Source organism: Sphingomonas morindae (assembly GCF_023822065.1).
Lineage (GTDB): Bacteria > Pseudomonadota > Alphaproteobacteria > Sphingomonadales > Sphingomonadaceae > Solisphingomonas > Solisphingomonas morindae.
Map to the genome: position 1 here is coordinate 1,632,036 of NZ_CP084930.1, position 20,125 is coordinate 1,652,160.

The window sequence follows — 20,125 nt, forward strand, 5'->3', positions numbered from 1 at the left end:
AGCGCCTCAGCCGATCAGCGCGGCATGGTCGGCGGCATCGATATTGCCGCCCGAAAGCAGCAGCACGAGCGCGTCGGTATCGGGATCCAAGCCCGCGTCCGCCGGCACCCGGCCGGCGAGCAGCGCGGCGAGCGCGACCGCGCCGCCCGGCTCGACGACCAGCTTGAGCGTCTCGAACGCGAAGCGCATCGCCGCCACAACCTCGCCGTCCGTCACCACCAGCCCGCCGGCGAGCAGCGCGCGGTTGATCGGAAAGGTGAGCGCGCCCGGCTGCGGCGCGAGCAGCGCGTCGCAGATCGAGCGCGCGCCGGGCCTGATCGTCTCGCGCCGGCCGCTCCGCAGCGAGCGGGCGGTATCGTCAAAGCCCTCGGGCTCCACCGCGTAGAGGCGCGCGCCGGGATGCGCCGCGGTAATGGCGGTGGCGATGCCGGCGACCAGCCCGCCGCCCCCGCAGCACACCAGCAGCTGCGCCGGCACCAGCCCCAGCGCCGCGGCCTGGTCGACGATCTCGAGCCCCGCCGTGCCCTGGCCGGCGATGATGTCCGGATCGTCGAAGGAGGGCACCAGCACCGCGCCGCGCGCGGCGGCGAGCGCGGTGGCGATCGCCTCGCGGCTTTCGCGCGCGCGGTCATAGGCGATGATCTCGGCGCCCAGCGCCGCGGTGTTGCGGCGCTTGAGCGCGGGGGCATCGGCGGGCATCACGATCGCCGCCGGCATGCCGAGCAGCGCCGCCGCCGCCGCGACGCCCTGCGCGTGATTGCCCGAGGACCAGGCCACCACGCCCCGCCGCCGCTGATCCGCATCGAGCTGGACAAGGCGGTTGTAGGCGCCCCGGAACTTGAACGAGCCGGTGCGCTGCAGCGTCTCGCACTTGATCAGCACCGGCCGGCCGTGGCGCGCGCTCAGCGCGGGGCTCGGCAGCAGCGGCGTCTCCACCGCCACCCCCGCGATGCGCCGGCGCGCCGCCTCGATCTCGGCGATGTCGATGGCGCGCGGATCGGTCATGCGGATCTCCTTCTGCCCGGCGCGCCGGGGTAGCGGCTTCGGCGCGACGGCGCCAGCGGCGGGCCCCGTCAGTCCGGCGCGGCGGCTTTGACAGGGGCGGGAGGCCCGCCTACCGCTGGCGCCATGGCGCTCTATCCTTTGGTTCGGCCGCTCGCCTTCGCGCTCGACGCGGAGCGGGCGCATCGCTTGACGATCGCGGCGGTGCGGCGCCTGCCGGTGCGCGCGCCGCGCGCCTTCGATCCGCGGCTGAGCATCCGCGTGGCGGGGCTGCGCTTCCCCTCGCCGGTCGGGCTGGCGGCGGGCTTCGACAAGGATGGCGAGGTGGCCGGCCAGATGCTGGCGCTCGGCTTCGGCTTTGTCGAGGTGGGCACGCTCACGCCCGTTCCGCAGGCGGGCAATCCCCGGCCGCGCCTGTTCCGGCTGGTCGAGGATCAGGCGGTGATCAACCGCATGGGCTTCAACAATGGCGGCCAGGCGGCGGCGCTGGCGCGGCTCGCGCGGCCCCGGCCGGGGCTGGTGGGGGTGAATGTCGGCGCCAACAAGGATGCGGTCGATCGCATCGCCGATTATGCCGCCGGCATCGCGCGCATGGCGCCCGTCGCCGATTATCTGACGATCAACATTTCCTCGCCCAATACGCCGGGGCTGCGCGCCTTGCAGGAGGCGGCCGCGCTGGATGCGCTGCTCGCGGCGGCGATGGCGGCACGACCCGCGGGCGGGCCGCCCATCTTCCTCAAGGTCGCGCCCGATCTCGCGCCGGCCGATATGGACGCGATCGCGCGGGTGGCGATCGCGCGGGGTGTCGATGCGCTGATCGTCGCCAACACCACCGTGTCGCGCCCGCCGCTGCGCGCGCCGCTCGCCGGGGAGGCGGGCGGCCTGTCGGGCGCGCCGCTGGCGCCGCTGGCGCGCGCCGCGCTCCGCGATTTCCGCGCCGCGACCGGCGGCGCGCTGCCGCTGATCGCGGCGGGCGGCATCGCGACGGCCGAGGAGGCCTATGCCCGGATCCGCGCCGGGGCGAGCCTGGTGCAGCTCTATTCGGCGCTGGTCTATCACGGCCCGGGTCTGGCCCGGCGGATCGCCGAGGGGCTGGTGCCGCTGTTCACCCGCGACGGCTTTGGCGGAATCGCCGAGGCGGTCGGCACCGGCTGAGGCGGCTTCCGCCGCGGCCGATCCGTCTCTAGGGTGGCCGCATGATCCGTTCTCTTACCGCACTCTTCCTGCTGGCGGCGACGCCGGCGCTCGGCGCCGCCCAGGCGCCGGTCGTGGCCGCGCCCGGCATGGGCATGGTGTCCGCCGCCGATCCGCGCGCCGCCGAGGCGGGCCGCGCGATTCTGCGGGCCGGCGGCAGCGCCGCCGATGCCGAGGTGGCGATGATCTTCGCGCTCACCGTGGTCGAGCCGCAATCCTCCGGGATCGGCGGCGGCGGCTATTTCGTCCATCGCGACGCGCGCACCGGCCGCACCGAGACGATCGACGGCCGCGAGATCGCGCCCGCCGCCGCGCGGGGCGATCGCTTCCTGGGCCCGGATGGCGCGCCCATGCCCTTCGCCCAGGCCTTTCCGGGCGGCAGATCGGTGGGCGTTCCGGGCAATGTGCGGCTGGCGGCGCTGGCCCACAAGAAATGGGGCAAGCTGCCCTGGGCGCGGCTGATCGAGCCCGCCATCCGCCTCGCCGAGCAAGGCTATGAGGTGACGCCGCTGATGGCCAGCCGGATCGCGGCGATGGCGCCGCTCTGGAAGGACTTTCCCGCGATCGCCGCGCTCTACACCGATCAGGGCCGGCCCAAGCCGGCGGGCGCGATGATCCGCAACCCGGCGCTCGCCACGCTGCTGCGCCGGATCGCCGCCGAGGGCCCCGACGCCTTCTATGCGGGCGCCAATGCCGAGGCCATCGCCACGGCGGTGCGCACCGCGCCGCGCAACCCGGTGCCGTTCGAGACCGCCGATCTGGCGCGCTACGCCGCGCGCGAGCAGCCGCCCGTATGCGGCGCCTATCGCGGCTATCGGGTGTGCGGCATGGCGCCTTCCTCCGCCGGCGGGGTCAGCATTCTGCAGATGCTGGCCATGCTCTCCCATTTCGACATGAAGGCGCTGGGCAAGGATTCGCCCGAGGCCTGGCACCTGATCGGCGAGGCGATGCAGCTCGCCTATGCCGATCGCGACCAATATTTGGGCGACACCGCCTTTGTGGACGTGCCGCTCAAGGGCCTGCTCGATCCCGCCTATCTAGCACGTCGGGCGGCGCTGATCGCGCCCACGCGCGCGCTCGGCCGCTACCCGCCGGGCACGCCGCCGGGCGCGGCGGCGCGCACCGCCGGGCTCGGCGTGGACGAGCATGGCACCACCGATTTCGTCGCCGCCGACGGGGCGGGCGATATCGTCACCATGACCTCCACGGTCGAGGGCTATTTCGGCAGCCAGCTGATCGCCAACGGCATGGTGCTCAACAATGAGCTGACCGATTTCTCCTTCGCGCCCGAGAAGGAGGGCGCGCCCGTTGCCAATCGGGTGGCGCCGGGCAAGCGCCCGCTCTCCTCCATGTCGCCCACCATCGTCACCGATGCGCAGGGCCGGGTGGTGCTGGCGATCGGCTCCGCCGGCGGCCGGCGGATCGTCATGCATGTGCTCAAGGCGCTGGTCGGCGTGCTCGATTGGGGGCTGAGTGCGCAGGAGGCGATCGACCTGCCCAACATCTTCTATGGCGGCGGCGCGCTGCTGATCGAGGATACGCCGCAGGGCCGCGCGCTCGCACCGCAGCTCGCCCGCTTCGGCCAGCCCGCCAATGCGGTGCCGCTCCCCTCCAAGCTCAACGCGATCGAGCGGCTGCCCGATGGCCGCTGGCGCGGCGCGGCGGACCATCTGCGCAGCGAGGGCGTGGTGCTCGCCCAATAGGCACGCGCCGCCGCCGGGCGCGCGGCCCGGCGGCGGGCGGCTCAGCGTCGTTCGGCGGCGCTCGCCGCGCGGGTGGCGCGGAATTCGCTCTGCGCGTTCCAGCCGGGCCAGGCGCGGCTGTTCGCCAGATCCCGGCCGACCGCGTAGAACAGGTTCACATCCTGGGTGGCGCCGGTGAGATCCCAGGCGGCGGACCAGCTGTCGCACGTCTGGTGATAGCAATGCGCGGTATAGTCCGTCACCCAGGCATCGCCCGCCGCGCGGCCGCCCTTGACGAGATCGACCCCGCCGCCCGCGCCCATCAGCAGCAGCGTGGGCACGCCGCGCTTGGCGAGCGAGAAATGGTCCGCGCGGTAGAAGAGCCCGCGCTCGGGCTTGGCATCGGGCGTGACGGTGCGGCCCTGCGCCCGCGCCGCGCGCGCCAGATCCGTATCCAGACTGTCCTGGCCCGCGCCGATCAGCACCACGTCGCGCGCCGCCCCGGCGGTCTGGAGAATGTCGATCGTGAGGTTGGCGACCGTCGTCGCGAGCGGGAAGGCCGGGTGGCGCGCATAATATTCGGAGCCGAGCAGCCCGCGCTCCTCCGCCGTCCAGAAGCCGAAGCCGATCGTCCGCTGCGGCGGCGGCCCCGCCTTGTAGGCGCGGGCCAGCGCGATCAGCGCGGCGACGCCGAGCGCGTCGTCATTGGCGCCGGGGCGGATGGTGCGGCCCTGCGCGTCGGGCGCGCCGATGCCATAGGCATCCCAATGGGCGCCGAACAGCAGCGTCTCGCCCGGCGCGCGCGTGCCCGCGATCTTGGCGAGGACATTGTGGCTTTCGATCCGTTCCGAGCGGACCGGCAGATCGGCGCTGAGCCGCACATCGCCCAGCGGCACCGGCCGGAAGGCGGCGCTGCGCGCCTGCCGCTTGAGCGCGGCCAGATCCTGCCCCGCCGCCTTGAACAGCGCCGCCGCGGCGGGGCCGCTGAGCCAGCTCTGGAGCGCCACCGGCTGGGGCTCGTCGCCGCTCACCGGCAGCGCATAGGTGCCGCCCACGCTGTTGCCGGCGACGTTCCAGCCATAGCCGGCCGGCCCGGTCTCGTGGATGATCAGCGCGCCGATCGCGCCCTGCCGCGCGGCTTCCTCATATTTGTAGGTCCAGCGGCCATAATAGGTCATCGCCTGGCCGCCGAAGCGGCCAAAGGCATCCTCGCCGCGCACCGCCTCATAATCGGGATCGTTGACCAGGAAGACCGCGACCTTGCCGTGCAGGTCGACGCCCTTGAAATCGTCCCAGCCGCGCTCGGGCGCATGCACGCCATAGCCGACGAAGACGAGCGGCGCGTGCGCGAAGGCGATGCGATCGGTGGCGCGGGTGGTGCCCGGCGCGACGTCGCGCCCGGGCACGAGATCGATCGTGCGGCCGCCCGTTTCCAGCACCAGCCGGCGCGGCGCGCCGGTGATATTGTGGATCATCGGCACGGTCTGCGTCCAGCCGCCGCCCGGCGCCGCCGGCGTCAGGCCAAGCGCCTTCAGCCGGGCGACGAGATAGGCGATCGTCTTGGCCTCGCCCGGCGTGCCCGGCGCGCGGCCGCCGAATGCGTCGGAGGCGAGCGTCTTCACCGTCGCCGACAGTTCCGCCGGGGTGACCGGCGCGGGCGCGGCGGCGAGCAGCGCGGGCGCGGCGAGCAGCGCCGCCACAAGGCGCGCCCTCACGCGCCCATCCCATAGGCGGCGAGAATGTCGCGCCGCAGCGCCGATCCGCTGTCCGGCCGCGCATAGAACATGTGCCCGCCGGGATACATGTGCAGCTTGATCCGCTCGGCCGCGCCGAAGCTCGGCATTTGCTGGATCAGCAGGCGCGAGGCGAAATAGGGGCAGGAGAGATCGTCCCAGCCATGGACGATGGTGACCGCCATCTTGGGATCGACCGCGATCGCCTTGCGCAGATCGGTGACGGGGCTGTCCTTCTCGTCGCGGTCCCAGGCCTCGTTGACCTCGGTGGAGAGCGCATTGTAGCGCGCATCGACCGACCAGCCGACCGTGTTGGTGACGAAATCGACCATGCCCGAGGTGGTGGGGGCGATCAGCGTATCCAGCAGCGGATCATTGTAGCGCGCCTCGCTGCTCGCCGGGAAGGGATCGAAGGCGGTGACGTTCGAATCGTAGATCGAGCCCACCAGCCCCTGATCGCGCCGGATCTCGCGCAGATAGGTGGAGATGTCGATCCGCCCGTCGAGCCGGCGGACGAGCGCGGGATCGAGCCCGGTCAGCGAGGCCACGCGCGCCGAGAGCCGGTCGGTCGCGGCCTTGTCGCGACGGCCGGCGAGATAGTCGGTGACGAATTCGGTGCGGTCGTACCGCTCGACATCGGCCATCATCGCCTCGGTCAGCGTCTTGCCCTCGCGCTCGAAATGACCCGCCGCCATCGACGGCAGGCTGAGCATCCAAGGCAGCGGCGAGAGCGCGTCGCGATCGCCGAGCGCAGGCGGATCGAGATAGGGCGAGACCATGGTGATGCCCGACAGGCCGACGCCCATCTTGCTCTGGAGATAATAAGCGAGCCGCGGCACGCGATAGCCGCCATAGCTTTCGCCGACGAGATATTTGCGGCTGGTCAGCCGCTTGTTGGTGACGAGCCAGTCATAGACGACGCGGCTGAGATAATGGATGTCCTCGTCCGCCTTGTAGAAGGCCTTCTTGGTGTCCTCGGGCTTGAGGCGGCTGCGCGAAAAGCCCGTGCCGATCGGATCGATGAAGACCAGATCCGTGAAATCGAGCCAGCTGTTCGCATTGTCGCGCAGGATCGGGCGATCGCTGGGGGCGTCGCCGGCCTTGCCGAAGGGCACCACCTTGGGGCCGATCGCGCCGAGATTGAGATAGACGGACGCCGCGCCGGGGCCGCCGTTGAAGGCGAAGGTGACGGGCCGGTCGGCGCCGCGGCCGGGCACGGTATAGGCGGTGAACACCACCTCGCCGGTGAGCTTGCCGCTCTCGTCATGCACGGGGATGGTGCCGACCGTGGCGACATAGTCGATCCGCTTGCCGGCGATCACCGCCGACTGGCGGACCGATTTGTCCGCCGGGAAGGGTGGCAGCGCGAGATCGGGCTTGGGCGCCTCGCCCGTCGCCGCCGCGCTCTGGGCTTCGGCGGCCTTGGCGTCGGTCTTTTTTTCGGCGAGCACCGGCGTCGCGAGCAATGCGAACATCGCCGTGGGCGCAAGCCATTCTTTCCACTGCATTCTGTCATGCCCCCTTGTCTCGGCACGGCCCCCCGGCACGCCATCTAGACCATGGCCTCCGCGTCACGGCAAGCCTGCGCCCTCCTGCGGCGCGAGGAACAAAGCGCCGCCTCCTGCGTCCGGACCGCCGAGCAGGTGCAAGGGGGTGGGAATGGCCGACGGGTCCGACGAGCGATCCTCAAGGGACGATGAGGATCGCCGGGCACGGCGGACCGAAGGCGGCGATGCCGGCAAGGACAAGAAGCCCAAGTCCGACGACCGCGACGATGGCGATCGGGACGCGGACAAGGACGGCGACGACGACCAGGACGGCGACGGCGACCAGGACGGCGATCAGGACAAGGACGGCGAGGACGAGGGCGAGCGCAAGCCGCCGCCTTATAAGCGCCCGATCTTCTGGGTCGTGGTCGGCGTCATCGCGGCGGTGCTGCTGATCGGCGGGCTGCTCTACTGGCTGCACAGCCGCCAATATGAATCGACCGACGACGCCTTTGTCGATGCGCATATCGTGCGCCTGTCGGCGCAGGTGCAGGGCAAGCTCACCCATGTCGCGGCGGCGGACAATCGCCATGTGCCGGCGGGCGCGCTGCTCGCCACGATCGAGCCGCAGGGGCCGCAGGCGAGCCTCGCCCAGGCGCGCGCCCAGGCCGCCCAGGCCGAGGCCCAGATCCAGCAGGCCGAGGCGCAGATCGTCGCCGCGCGCGCGCAGCGCGACCAGGCCGCCGCCCAGGCGCGCGCGCCCGAAGCGCAGGCGGTGAAGGCGGCGCAGGATCTCCAGCGCTATCTGGCCCTGCAGCGGCTGGATCCGCAGGCGGTGGCGGGCACGCAGATCGATCAGGCCCGCGAACAGGCGCGCAGCGCCGCCGCCCAGGCCGCCGCCGCGCGCCGGCAGATCGACAATGCCGACGCGCAGATCCTCGTCGCCCGGCGCCAGGCCAAGGCCGCCCGCGCCGAGCGCGCCGCCGCCGGCGCGCAGGTGGCGCAGGCGCAGGTGACCTTCGGCTATCTCGCGATCCGCGCGCCGGTGGCGGGGCAGGTCGTCAACCGCAACGTCAATGTCGGCTCCTATGTGTCGGCGGGCACGCAGCTGCTCGCGATCGTGCCCGACGAGCTTTACGTCACCGCCAATTTCAAGGAGACGCAGCTCGCGCATATGCGCCGGGGCCAGCCCGTGCGGATCCGCGTCGATGCCTATCCGGACGTGGATTTCGAGGGCCATGTCGATTCGATCCAGCGCGGCGCCGGCCAGGCCTTCGGCCTGCTGCCACCGCAGAACGCGACCGGCAATTATGTGAAGGTCGTGCAGCGCGTGCCCGTGCGCATCCTGTTCGATCATCCCGATCCGCATCGCTACGCGATCGGGCCGGGCATGTCGGTGGTGCCCACCGTCAAGGTGCGCTGACATGGCGGGGGCCGGCGGCTGGACGCCCGCGCGCTCGGCGGCCGGACGCCATAATCCCTGGCTGATCATCATCGTGATCAGCCTCGCCACCTTCATGGAGGTGCTCGATACCTCGATCGCCAATGTCGCGCTGACCCATATCGCCGGATCGCTGGCGGTATCGGAAGACGAGGCGACCTGGGTGCTGACCAGCTACCTCGTCGCCAATGCGGTGGTGGTGCCGATCTCGGGCTGGCTTTCGGAGGTTGTGGGGCGCAAGCGCTTCTACATGATCTCGGTGGCGCTGTTCACTGGCGCCTCGGTGCTGTGCGGCTTCGCGCCCTCGCTCGGCTTTCTGGTGGTGGCGCGCATCCTCCAGGGCATTGGCGGCGGCGGGCTGGCGCCCTCCGAACAATCGATCATCGCCGATACCTTCCCGCCCGCGAAGCGCGGCCTCGCCTTCGCCGCCTATGGCGTGGTGGTGATCGTGGCGCCGACGCTGGGGCCGACCCTGGGCGGATGGATCACCGACAATCTCAGCTGGCACTGGATCTTCCTCATCAACGGGCCGGTCGGCGTGCTGTCGCTGATGCTGGTGCAGGTGTTCGTCGCCGAACCCAAGGCGCTGCAGGAGGATCGCCGCCGCAAGCTGGCGGGCGGGCTGCGCGTCGACGTGATCGGCTTCGCGCTGGTGGCGCTCGGCCTGGGCTGTCTCGAAGTGACGCTTGATCGCGGCCAGCGCGAGGATTGGTTCTCCTCGCCGCTGATCCTGGGCATGGCCGTCACCTCGGCGGTGTCGCTCATCCTGCTGGTCACCTGGGAGCTGCTGCACGACGAGCCGATCGTGAACATCCGCCTCTTCGGCAACCGCAATTTCGCGTTGAGCACGTTCATGATGCTGATGGTGGGGGCGATCATCTTCTCCTCCACCCAGATCATCCCGCAGATGCTGCAATCGGTGTTCGGCTACACCGCCACGCTGGCCGGCCTGGCGCTCACCACGGGCGGCTTCGGGGCGCTGGCGGTGATGCCGCTGGTCGGCGTGCTGACGGGCAAGGTGCAGACGCGATGGCTGCTCGCTGCGGGCTTCTCGATCCAGGCGCTCGCCATGTGGCACCTCAGCACGTTCAGCAACGAGGTCGCCTTCCACCAGCTCGGGCTGGCGCGGCTGATCCAGGCGATCGGCCTGCCGCTGCTCTTCATCCCCATCACCAACCAGGCCTATGCCGATCTCAAGCCTAACGAGACGGGCGACGCCTCGGCGCTGCTCAACGTGGCGCGCAATATCGGCGGCTCGATCGGCATCTCGGCGGCGCAGGCGATCGTGCTCCAGCGCCAGCAATTCCACCAGAGCCGGCTGGTGGAGGGGCTCAACCCGCTCAATCCCGAATATACGTTGGGGCTGGGCCAGATCGGCCAGATGCTCGGCGGCGCCGCGCAGGCGGCCAATAGCGAACTCGGCGTGCTCTATCAGCAGGTGCAACAGCAGGCGGCGATGCTCTCCTATATCGATGTCTTCCGCACGCTCGCGATCTGCGTGCTCTGCGTCATTCCGCTGACGCTGGCGCTCAAGCCGGCTTCGGGAGGCGGGCATTGAGCCGGCGCCTCGCCCCGCTGGCGGCGCTGCTCGCGCTCGCGGGCTGCACCGTCGGGCCCAATTATCGCGCGCCTGAGCCGGCGCTGCCCCAAGCCTTCGCCGCCCAGCCTGGCCCGGTCGCGGCCAGTCCGGTGGATCTCACCCGCTGGTGGGAGGCGTTCCGCGATCCCCAGCTGACCCAGCTGATCGCGATCGGCATGGCCGAGGCGCCCGATCTCCAGACCGCCGCCAGCCGCGTGCGCCAGGCGCGCTTCCAGCTGGTCCAGGCGCGCGCGGCCGGGCTGCCGCAGATCAACGGCAGCGTGGGCGGCCAATATCTGCGCTTCGACCGGATCGGCCAGTCGGGCGATGTCGAGGGGCTGGTCAACCGGCTGCGCGGCCAGACCCAGGGCGCGGGCGGCGCGGGCGACGGGGGCGGCGCGGCGAGCGCGGTGGACGTCAGTTCGCTGCCCAATGATATCAAGCTCGTCTCGGCCGGCTTTGACGCCAGCTGGGCGGTGGACCTGTTCGGCGGCGTGCGGCGCCAGACCGAGGCGGCGCGGGATCAGGTGCAGGCGGCGGAATGGGATGCGCGCGATGCCCGCATCCTGCTCGCCGGCGAGATCGCCAGCGACTATCTCCAGATGCGTGGCTTCCAGCAGCAGGCGGCGATCGCCGGCGAGGAGGCGGATCGCCAGGCGCGCGCGCTCGGCCTGCTCGAACATACCGCGCAGGTGGGGCTGGTGCCGCAGGGCAATGCGACCCGCCAGCGCACCCAGCTCGCCACCGCGCGCGCGCAGGTGGCGCCGCTCCAGGCGCAGGCCCAGGCGCAGATCCACGCCATCGCCGTGCTGATCGGCCGCACCCCCGAAAGCCTGACCGGCGTGCTCTCGCCGGTGCGCGCGCTTCCCGACGCGCCGCCCGCCATTCCGCCGGGGCTGCCGGTGGATCTGATCCGCCGCCGCCCCGATGTGCGCGCGGCCGAGCGCCGGCTGGCCGCCGCCACCGCGCAGATCGGCGTGCAGGTGGCGCAGCTCTATCCGCAGATCTCGCTCACCGCCATGCCGCAGCTGGCGGCGACCTGGCTGGGCGGCTTCTTCATCGGTAAGGCGCTGCAACTGACCGCGCAGGGCGCGGCCTCCTTCCCGATCCTCGATTTCGGCCGCCGCCGCGCGGGCGTGGACATCGCCCGCGAGCAGCGCGAACAGGCCTATGTCCAGTGGCGTCAGACGGTGCTCCAGGCGCTGCGCGACGTCGAGGATGCGCTGGTCCGCTACGATGCCGAGCGGCAGAGCAATGACGAGCTGCGCGGCGGTGTCGCCTCGGCGCAGCGCGCGCTCGGCACCGTCACCGCGCAATATCAGGTAGGGCTGAGCGACTATCAGCCCGTGCTCGACGCGCAGCAGCAGCTTCTCCAGATCCGCAACAGCCTGACACAGAGCGATACGCGCATCCGCACCGATCTCGCCTCGCTCTATCTCGCGCTGGGCGGCGGCTGGCGCGAGGATGATCCGGCGCCGATCCGCCCGACGATCGAGGACCAGCCGCGGAAATGAGCCTCGATCGCTTCCACGCGGCGCAGGCCGGCAGCCATGCGCGGGCGCTGGAGGAACTCCGCGCCGGCCGCAAGACCAGCCACTGGATGTGGTACATCTTCCCGCAGATCGCCGGGCTGGGGCAGAGCGACATGGCGCGTCGCTACGCCATCGCCGATCTCGCCGAGGCGCGGGCCTATCTGGCGGATCCGGTGCTGGGTGCCCGGCTGCACGCCTGTCTCGCCGCGCTGGCGTCGCTGCCGGTGGCGGATGCGGAGGCGGTGTTCGGCGGCATCGACGCGATCAAGCTGCGCTCGTCGCTGACGCTGTTCGAGGCGGCGGGCGGCGGCGCCGAATTCACCGCCGCGCTGGAGCGCTGGTTCGGCGGCGCCCGCGATCAGGCGACGCTGGACCGGATCTAGTCAGCCGCGTCCGTCGATCACGCGGGCGACGCGCTCGAGCCGGCGGACATCGCCGATATTGCGGAGCTCGGCGCGCAGCAATTGCGCCTCGCCGCGGTCGAGCCGGCCGGCGCGCCAATCGGCCAGGAAACAGTCGATCGCGAAATCGCGGGCGGCCGGGTCTGCGGGAACCATCATCATCGCTTTCACCTCGCTGCCCTGCACCATAGGCCCCGCGGCTTAACGAAGAATGATGGCTCCGTTCATCTCGCTGTCAACCGATCGTCGCGTCTAGGGCCGTGCTGCGCTGCGGTAGCGGCCGAACCAGGCGAGGATGGCGTTGGTCTCGCCGATCAGCTGCGAGGGCCGCTCGGCGAGGCCGTGATGGCTGGCGCCGGGCACGCGGATCAGCACGGTGGGCACCGCGCGGATCTGGAGCGCGGCGTAGAGCTGCTCGGCCTCGCTGGGCGGCGTGCGGTGATCCTCCTCGCCCACCATCACCGCGGTGGGGGTGGTGACATTGCCCACCAGGCTCAAGGGCGAGCGGCGCCAATATTGCTGCGGATCCTCCCACGGCATCGCGCCGAACCAATTTTTGGCCATGAAGGTGTAGCCGTCGACGGTCAGAACCTCGCTCGTCCAGTCGATTACCGGCTTTTGCGACACCGCCGCCTTGAAGCGGTGGGTCTTGCCGACGATCCAGGCGGTGAGCAGGCCGCCGCCCGATCCGCCGGTGACGAAGAGATTGTCGGCGTCCACCGCGCCGGTGGCGATCGCCGCGTCCACCACGCTCATCAGGTCGTCATAATCCTCCGAGGGGTAATTGTGGTGGATGCGGTTGGCGAAGCCCTCGCCATAGGAGGTGGAGCCGCGCGGATTGGCATAGACCACGATATAGCCGGCCGCCGCGTAGAGCTGATCCTGGGTCGACCAGATCGGCCCGTAGCTGGCGAAGGGGCCGCCATGGATCTCCAGGATCAGCGGATATTTGCGCGCGGGATCGAAGCCGGGCGGCGTCACCATCCAGGCGTCGATCGGCAGGCCGCCCGCGCTGGAGGTGACGGCGAGCGGCCGCACCTGCGCCAGCGTCTTGCCCGCGAAGAGATCGGCGTTGAGATTGGTAAGCCGGCGCGTTGTGCCCTTGCGCGCGATCGCGACATCGCCAGGATGGCTGGCGTCGCCGAGCGGGAAGGCCAGCGTGCCGTCCTTGGCGACGGTGGAACTGCCGCCCGAATAGGGCCGGTCGAGATCGCTGCCGACCAGCCCCTCGGCCAGCGTCGTCACGCGGCCGTCCAGCGTCACCCGCGCCACCTTGGTGACGCCGTGATCGGCGTAATCGACGAAGATCGCCTTGCCGTCGGCCGCCCAGCGCGGATTGTCGACGCTGCGGTCGAAGCCGGCGGTGAGCACCCGCGCCGCGCCGCCATCGGCGGGCATGATCGAGAGCTGGTTGTTCTGATCCCCCAGCTTCTTGTCGTCGAAGCCGACATAGGCGATCCAGCGGCCGTCGGGCGAGGCGGTGGGGCTGGCGTCGGGCCCGTCGCGCGTGGTCAGCTGGGTCAGCCGGCCGTCCACCGCATCGACGGTGAAGACGTCCGAGTTCATCGGCTCCCGCTGCCAATCCTTGCCATGGTTGGACGAGAAGAGGATGCGCCGCCCATCCGGCATCCACTCCACGCTGCCGCCATCGTCGAAGGCGCCGAAGCTCAGCTGGCGCGGCGCGCCGCCCTCGGTCGAGACGACGAAGATATGGTTGTAGCCCGGCCGGCTATAGCCCTCGCCATCGGCGCGATAGTTGATCTCGCCGATGACCTTGATGGGATCGGCCCATTTCGCGCCCTCGGGCTTGGCGACGGGCGTGCCGAGCGTGGTGCCTTCGCCGGGCACGAACATGGTGAAGGCGATCTGCCGCCCATCGCGCGACCAGGCCATGTCGGACGGGCTTTCCGGCAGCGCGGTGAGTGCGGCGCTCTGGCCGGTGGCGATCCAGCGGACATGGAGCTGCGGGCGGCCATCGGCGGCGGCGGCGACATAGGCCAGCCTGTCCCCGTCCGGCGACCAGCGCGGCCGCGCGCTGCCCGGCACGCCGAGCGGCGTCTGCCGCCCGCTCGCCACGTCCACCAGCCAGATCTCGCGGCGTGCCCGGTCGGTGAGGATATCCTCGCTCGATCTTGTATAGGCGATATGCTTGCCATCGGGGCTGATCTGCACATCGGTCGCCTGGGCGAGGCCGAAGGCGTCGAGCGGCTGGAAGCGGCGGTCGGGCAGGGTCGCGCCGGGGCTCGCGGATCGGGGGGCCGCCGGCGGCGCCGGTTGCGCCAGCGCGGAGGTGGCGAAGAGGAGCGAGATGAGCAGGCAGCGTGACGCCATCGACGGGACATCCTTTTGTGATCCGTGGCCCGACCCTAGGCGAAAGCGCGCCGCGCTCAATGGGCGTGCGGAGCGGCCATGCCCTCGCCGCTGAGCCCGGGGCGGATCGCCGAGGTGCGCGCCGCGATCGTCGCGGTGGCGGAGCATCAGGCGGTGGCGCTGGGGCTGGAGCGCGTCTCGATGCACGGCATCGCTCGCGCGCTGGGCTGGAGCGCCACCGCGCTCTACCGCTATTTCGACAATAAGGACGCGATCCTCGCCGCCGCCCGCGCCGCCGCCGCCAATCGCCTGTCGAGCCGGCTCGAGGCGGCGCTGGCCGGGCCGGGCGACATATGGGCACGCTCGCGCGCGGTCGGCCAGGCCTATATCGCCTTCGCCCGCGCGGAGCCCGATGCCTATAAGCTGCTCTTCGCCCTCTCCCAGCCGGCGAGCGACGACTATCCCGATCTCGCCGCCGCCACCGCGCGGGCGCGCGCCAACCTCACCCGCTATGTCGAGCGGCTGGTCGCCGAAGGCGGGGTGGAAGCCGATGCCGATCTGCTCGCCCATGTCTTCTGGGCGGGTCTGCACGGGCTGGTCTCGCTCGAAATGGCGGGCGCGCTGACGGCGGAATCGCCCGCCTTCGAGGCGATCCGCCACGAAATGGTGGCACGGCTGCTGCGCGGCGGCCGCAAGCTTGGCGATGGTGGATAATGCTGTTATCTACTTGCCGAGCGCGGCGTCGGGCCGTCCGAACGGGAGAGAGAGGATGGCGCTGCCCGCGCTGCTGCAAGGCCGCCTGTCGGTGCCCGCGATCGCGGCGCCCATGTTCCTCATCTCGCAGCCGCCGCTGGTCTCCGCGATCTGCCGCGCGGGCATGGTCGGCGCCTTTCCCTCGCTCAACGCGCGGCCGGTGGCGCTGCTCGAGGCGTGGCTGAAGCAGCTGCGCGGCGCGCTCACCGATCAGGACGCGCCCTTCGCGGTCAACCTCATCGTCCATCGCAGCAACAGCCGGCTAGAGGAGGATCTCGCGCTGGTGGTGCGCTATCAGGTGCCGCTGGTCATCACCTCGCTCGGTGCGCGCCCCGAGATCAACGCGGCGGTGCACAGCTATGGCGGGCTGGTGCTGCACGACGTGATCGACGACCGCTTCGCGCGCAAGGCGATCGAGAAGGGCGCGGACGGGCTGATCGCGGTCGCGGCGGGGGCGGGCGGCCATGCCGGCACCGTCTCGCCCTTCGCGCTCGTCGCCGAGATCCGGCGCTGGTTCGACGGGCCGCTGGCGCTGTCCGGTGCGATCGCCACGGGCGAGGGCATCGCCGCCGCGCGCGCGATGGGGGCGGATCTCGCCTATATCGGCTCGGCCTTCATCGCCACCGACGAGGCCGAGGCCGCGCCCGCCTACAAGGCGATGGTGACCGAGGGCAGCAGCGCCGACATCGTCTATTCCGATCTCTTCACCGGGGTGCCGGGCAATTATCTGAAGCCCAGCATCGTCGCCGCCGGGCTCGATCCCGATCATCTCGCCTCGTCCGATCCGTCGCAGATGGATTTCGCCGCGCTTGCGGAGGGTAAGAAGGCGTGGCGCGACATTTGGGGCTGCGGCCAGGGGATCGGCGCGGTGAGTGCGGTGGTGCCCGCGGCCGAGCGCGTCGCCGCGCTCGGCCGGGGCTATCGCGCCGCCTGCGCCCGGCTCGCCGCCGGGGCCTGAGCCGCGCGGCTCAGCGCGAGCCGGGCGTGACGAAGCCGATCGGCTGGATGGCGAGCGCATCCTGCTTCAGCCGCGCCGCCATCTGCTCATAGTCGCGCTCCATCTCGGCCGTCACCGAGGCGCGGCTGTCCGCCAGCCCCGCCTCGAAATCGGCCATCTCGACCATGCCCGTGTCGAGCGACCGGCGCAGAGCGGTGAGCCCGGCGCGGCGCACCAGATCCTCGAGATCGGCGCCGGTGAAGCGCTCGGTCCGCCGGGCCAGCGCGTCGAGATCGACATCGGCGGCAAGCGGCATCGCTTCGGTGTGGATGCCGAGGATGCGCCGGCGCCCGGCCTCGTCCGGCACCGACACATACACCAGCTCGTCGAACCGCCCCGGCCGCAGCAGCGCCGGATCGATCAGATTGGGCCGGTTGGTGGCGCCGATCACCACCACCGACTGCAGCTCCTCCAGCCCGTCCATCTCGGCGAGGATCGTGTTGACGACACGTTCGGTCACCGCCGGCTCGCCCAGCCCGCCGCCCCGCGCCGGCACCAGGCTGTCCAGCTCGTCGATGAAGATTACCGTCGGCGCCACCTGGCGGGCGCGGGCGAACAGCCGGGCGATCTGCTGCTCGCTTTCGCCATACCATTTGCTGAGCAGGTCCGAGGATTTGGTGGCGATGAAATTCGCCTCCGCCTCGCGCGCCACGGCCTTGGCGAGCAAGGTCTTGCCGGTGCCGGGCGGCCCGTAGAGCAGAAAGCCCTTGGCGGGGCGGATGCCGAGCCGGCGGAAACTGTCCGGATGGCGCAGCGGCAATTCCACCCCCTCGCGCAGCCGCTCGCGCGCCTCGTCCAGCCCGCCGACATCGTCCCAGCCGACATTGGGCGCCTGCACCATCACCTCGCGCATGGCGGACGGCTGGACGCGCTTGAGCGCGGTGAGGAAATCCTCCCGCGTCACGCGCAGCTCGTCGAGCACCTCGGGCGGCACGGTGCGCTCGTGCAGATCGAGCCGCGGCATGATCCGGCGCACCGCCTCGATCGCCGCCTCGCGCGCCAGCGCGGCGAGATCGGCGCCGACAAAGCCATAGGTGGTGCGCGCCAGTTCCTTGAGATCCACGCCCTCGCCCAGCGGCATGCCGCGCGTGTGGATGCCGAGCACCTCGCGCCGGCCGCGTTCGTCGGGCACGCCGATCACGATCTCGCGATCGAAGCGGCCGGGGCGCCGCAGCGCCTCGTCGATCGCCTCGGGCCGGTTGGTCGCCGCGATCACCACGACATTGGCGCGCTTCTCCAGCCCGTCCATCAGCGTGAGCAGCTGCGCCACCAGCCGTTTCTCGGCCTCGCCCTGGACCTGGCCGCGTTTGGGCGCGATCGAGTCGATCTCGTCGATGAACACGATCGACGGCGCCGCCTTGGCGGCCTGCTCGAAAATGTCGCGCAGCTGCTGTTCGCTCTGGCCATAGGCGGAGCCCATGATCTCCGGCCCCGCGATGTGGAAGAATTCCGCATCGCTCTCGTTCGCCACCGCGCGCGCGAGCCGGGTCTTGCCGGTGCCGGGCGGACCGTGGAGCAGCACGCCCTTGGGCGGCTCCACGCCCAGCCGCTCGAACAATTCGGGATAGCGGAGCGGCAGCTCCACCATCTCGCGCACCTGGTCGATCGTATCGCCCAGGCCGCCGAGATCGTCATAGGTCACGTCCGCGCGCCGCGCCTCGCGCGGCTCCTGATATTCGGCGCGCAGCTCCACCTCGGTATTCTGGTCGATATGCACCACCCCCTTGGGCGTGGTGGACACGACCAGCAGCCGGATCTCCTGGAGCGAATAGGCCGGGCGGTTGAGCATCTGGCGCAGCTGCGGCGGCAGATCCTCGGCCGTGACGCGCTGCTGGCCGGTGGTGGCGACGACATCGCCGGCGGTGATCGGCTTCATCTGGAAGCTGCGCTTGAGCGCCTGGCCGGAGCCCTGGAGCCGCAGATTCTCCTGCGCCGGCGCGAACACCACGCGCGTCGCGGGCTTGCTCTCGGCGCGGCGGACCTCGACAAAGTCGCCCGAGCCGACCCCGGCATTGGCGCGCTGCAGGCCGTCGATGCGGAGAATGTCCAGCCCCTCATCCTCGGGATAGGGCAGCACCGCGCGGGCCGGCGTGGCCCGCTTGCCGACAATTTCGACGACATCGCCCTCGACCAGGCCAAGCGCCTGCATCGCCGCGCGCGGCAGGCGGGCAAGGCCATGGCCGCTATCGTCCGGCCGCGCATTGGCGACCTGAAGCCGGCGGCTGCTGATTTCATTGCTGGTGTCGACGTCGGCCATGGAGCCCTTCCGTGCGTGTTCGAAGCCGGGAAGGTAGGCAACGCCCGGGCCGCGCGCGAGGCCCCGGCCGACAACAAAAAGCAAGCCGATCAAAAAAAAGGCCGACCCGAAGGCCGGCCGGAGTTTAGGAGAGGATGCCTGAAAGGCCCGACCTGTGTGCCGCCAGCGCTGTCATTGTGCAAGTGCGAATGACTTGTCTCCAATTGCATTCGCTGCATCCTTAGCTATGGTTCAACCTGCGGCTACACGGCCCCCGATGACGAGGGGTCGCCACGCCGAGCCTTGATTGCAGCGCACAACGGCGCGTAGTTTCGAGCCCTATTCAGGAGGCTGGCCCAATGAGACGATTGCCCCCGCTGACGGCTGTGGAGGCGTTCGTGCAAGTGGCCCGGCTCGGCTCGGTCAAGGCGGCGGCGGACGAGCTGGCGCTCTCCTCGCCCGCGCTCAGCCGCCGCGTACAGGCGATGGAGCGGTTCATCGGCCGGCCGCTCTTCGCCCGGCGCCACCAGGCGATGACGCTCAACGCCGATGGCGAGCGGCTGCTCTCGCGGATCGCGCCGGCGCTCGACGCGCTGAGCGAATCGATCGAGGATATTACCGGCGAGGCGGAATCGATGCGGCTGCGGCTGGGCGTGCTGCCGCTCTACGCCTCGCGCATGCTGATCCCGCGCCTGCCCGATCTGCGCCGCCGCCATCCCAGCCTGCACATCGATGTCGATACCGCGCCCAATCCGATCATGCGGCTGGGCGACGGGCTGGATGTGGCGATCACGCTCGCGCACGAGATCGATCCGCCGCTCTACGGCCGCCGGCTGGGCCGCAACCGGATCATCGCGGTGGCGTCCAAAAGCCTGATCGAGGGGCCCAACGCGCTGCGCGAGCCGGCCGATCTGGCTCGCGCCACGGTGCTGCTCCACCGCGAGATGCCCGACAATTTCAACCTGTGGCGCGCCGCCATCGGGCTGCCGACGCTCACCCCCGCGACGATCGATCACCTCGATTCGGGGCAGCTCATCCTGGAGAGCGCGGCCGAGGGGCTTGGGGTCGGCTTCATGCTCGACTTCCACCTCGATGGCGCCAATGATCCGCGCCTCGTCCAGCTCTTCCCCGGCGCGGCGGACAGTACGCTGAGCTATTGGTTCGTCTGTCGCAAGGCGGCGATGGCGCGGCGGCCGGTGCGCCTGTTCCACGATTGGCTGGTGGACAGCCTGGGCGCGGAGGCCTGAACGGACGCCGCCCGGCCCGGTCAGGGGCGCGGGCGGCGAACCGCGGATCAGGCGTCGGCGGCGACGCGCGCCTTGACGATCTTGCCCGGGCTGCGCGGCGGCTCGCCCTTGGGCAGCGCGTCAACATGCTCCATGCCGTCGCGCACCACGCCCCACACGGTATATTGGCCGTCCAGGAAGGTGGCGTCGTCGAAGCAGATGAAGAACTGGCTGTTGGCCGAATTCGGGTCCGAGGTGCGCGCCATGGAGCAGACGCCGCGGACATGCGGCTCGCGGCTGAACTCGGCCTTGAGATTGGGCTTGTCCGAACCCGACATGCCGGTGCCGGTGGGATCGCCGCCCTGCGCCATGAAGCCGGGGATCACGCGGTGGAACACCACACCATCGTAAAAGCCCTCGCGCGCCAGCGTCTTGATCCGCTCGACATGGCCGGGCGCGAGATCGGGACGCAGTTCGATCGTGACGTCGCCGCTGTCGAGCGTCAGGATCAGGGTGTTCTCGGGATCGGTGCTCACTGGGGATCTCCTGCTT

16 protein-coding genes are annotated in these 20,125 nt (G+C 70.9%); 9 read left to right on the forward strand and 7 right to left on the reverse strand.

Annotated features, from left to right (window positions below; translation table 11 throughout):
• Nucleotides 1–6: 6 nt before the first annotated feature.
• Nucleotides 7–1,005, reverse strand: a complete 999-nt coding sequence (locus LHA26_RS07950; RefSeq protein ID WP_252168173.1) for a threonine/serine dehydratase family protein — start codon at nt 1,003–1,005, stop codon at nt 7–9.
• A 123-nt stretch (nt 1,006–1,128) separates the two neighbouring features.
• Between LHA26_RS07950 and LHA26_RS07955 the strand changes: the two genes are divergently transcribed.
• Together LHA26_RS07955 and ggt are read left to right on the forward strand one after the other, a co-directional pair.
• The gene (locus LHA26_RS07955) at nt 1,129–2,157 is read left to right on the forward strand and encodes a quinone-dependent dihydroorotate dehydrogenase (protein WP_252168174.1); all 1,029 of its coding nucleotides are present in this window, start codon (nt 1,129–1,131) and stop codon (nt 2,155–2,157) included.
• A gap of 41 nt (nt 2,158–2,198) precedes the next feature.
• Complete coding sequence (gene ggt / locus LHA26_RS07960; protein WP_252168175.1) at nt 2,199–3,899, forward strand: gamma-glutamyltransferase; 1,701 nt, start codon at nt 2,199–2,201, stop codon at nt 3,897–3,899.
• Nucleotides 3,900–3,940: 41 nt separating this feature from the next.
• On the opposite strand, the gene LHA26_RS07965 is transcribed toward ggt, so the two are convergent.
• Both LHA26_RS07965 and LHA26_RS07970 read right to left on the reverse strand, forming a co-directional pair.
• The gene (locus tag LHA26_RS07965) at nt 3,941–5,593 is read right to left on the reverse strand and encodes a M28 family peptidase (protein ID WP_252168176.1); all 1,653 of its coding nucleotides are present in this window, start codon (nt 5,591–5,593) and stop codon (nt 3,941–3,943) included.
• Nucleotides 5,590–7,086, reverse strand: coding sequence for a S10 family peptidase (locus tag LHA26_RS07970; RefSeq protein ID WP_252168177.1), 1,497 nt, complete (start codon nt 7,084–7,086; stop codon nt 5,590–5,592). Before LHA26_RS07970 ends, LHA26_RS07965 begins: the two co-directional genes overlap by 4 nt.
• Nucleotides 7,087–7,270: 184 nt before the next feature.
• Between LHA26_RS07970 and LHA26_RS07975 the strand changes: the two genes are divergently transcribed.
• Genes LHA26_RS07975 through LHA26_RS07990 form a run of 4 tightly spaced genes read left to right on the forward strand, consistent with a single transcriptional unit; the run spans nt 7,271 to nt 12,033 of the window.
• Entirely contained in the window at nt 7,271–8,521 is a 1,251-nt protein-coding gene (locus LHA26_RS07975; protein ID WP_252168178.1) for an HlyD family secretion protein, read from the forward strand.
• Nucleotide 8,522: 1 nt separating this feature from the next.
• A complete protein-coding gene (locus LHA26_RS07980; protein WP_252168179.1) occupies nt 8,523–10,097 on the forward strand; it encodes a DHA2 family efflux MFS transporter permease subunit in 1,575 nt (524 codons plus the stop codon).
• A complete protein-coding gene (locus LHA26_RS07985) occupies nt 10,094–11,632 on the forward strand; it encodes an efflux transporter outer membrane subunit (protein ID WP_252168180.1) in 1,539 nt (512 codons plus the stop codon). The genes LHA26_RS07980 and LHA26_RS07985 overlap by 4 nt, the downstream gene beginning before the upstream one ends.
• A complete protein-coding gene (locus tag LHA26_RS07990) occupies nt 11,629–12,033 on the forward strand; it encodes a DUF1810 domain-containing protein (protein WP_252168181.1) in 405 nt (134 codons plus the stop codon). The genes LHA26_RS07985 and LHA26_RS07990 overlap by 4 nt, the downstream gene beginning before the upstream one ends.
• Here the strand turns inward: LHA26_RS07990 and LHA26_RS07995 are convergent, their stop codons facing one another.
• The gene (locus tag LHA26_RS07995; protein WP_252168182.1) at nt 12,034–12,213 is read right to left on the reverse strand and encodes a hypothetical protein; all 180 of its coding nucleotides are present in this window, start codon (nt 12,211–12,213) and stop codon (nt 12,034–12,036) included. It abuts the gene before it with no gap.
• A gap of 90 nt (nt 12,214–12,303) precedes the next feature.
• Entirely contained in the window at nt 12,304–14,382 is a 2,079-nt protein-coding gene (locus tag LHA26_RS08000) for a S9 family peptidase (protein WP_252168183.1), read from the reverse strand.
• Between the two features lie 78 nt (nt 14,383–14,460).
• Here LHA26_RS08000 and LHA26_RS08005 point away from each other — a divergent pair, with 78 nt between their 5' ends.
• Entirely contained in the window at nt 14,461–15,075 is a 615-nt protein-coding gene (locus LHA26_RS08005) for a TetR/AcrR family transcriptional regulator (protein WP_252168184.1), read from the forward strand.
• A gap of 55 nt (nt 15,076–15,130) precedes the next feature.
• Nucleotides 15,131–16,072, forward strand: a complete 942-nt coding sequence (locus tag LHA26_RS08010; protein WP_252168185.1) for an NAD(P)H-dependent flavin oxidoreductase — start codon at nt 15,131–15,133, stop codon at nt 16,070–16,072.
• Between the two features lie 10 nt (nt 16,073–16,082).
• Here LHA26_RS08010 and LHA26_RS08015 read toward each other — a convergent pair whose 3' ends face one another.
• Nucleotides 16,083–18,368: a CDC48 family AAA ATPase gene (locus LHA26_RS08015; protein ID WP_252168186.1), complete on the reverse strand. Its 2,286-nt coding sequence runs from the start codon at nt 18,366–18,368 to the stop codon at nt 16,083–16,085.
• 338 nt (nt 18,369–18,706) lie between these two features.
• On the opposite strand from LHA26_RS08015, the gene LHA26_RS08020 reads away from it, so the two are divergent.
• Entirely contained in the window at nt 18,707–19,594 is an 888-nt protein-coding gene (locus LHA26_RS08020) for a LysR substrate-binding domain-containing protein (protein WP_252168187.1), read from the forward strand.
• Between the two features lie 47 nt (nt 19,595–19,641).
• On the opposite strand, the gene LHA26_RS08025 is transcribed toward LHA26_RS08020, so the two are convergent.
• On the reverse strand, nt 19,642–20,109 hold the full coding sequence (locus LHA26_RS08025) for a peptidylprolyl isomerase (protein WP_252168188.1): 468 nt from the start codon (nt 20,107–20,109) through the stop codon (nt 19,642–19,644).
• Nucleotides 20,110–20,125: the final 16 nt, after the last annotated feature.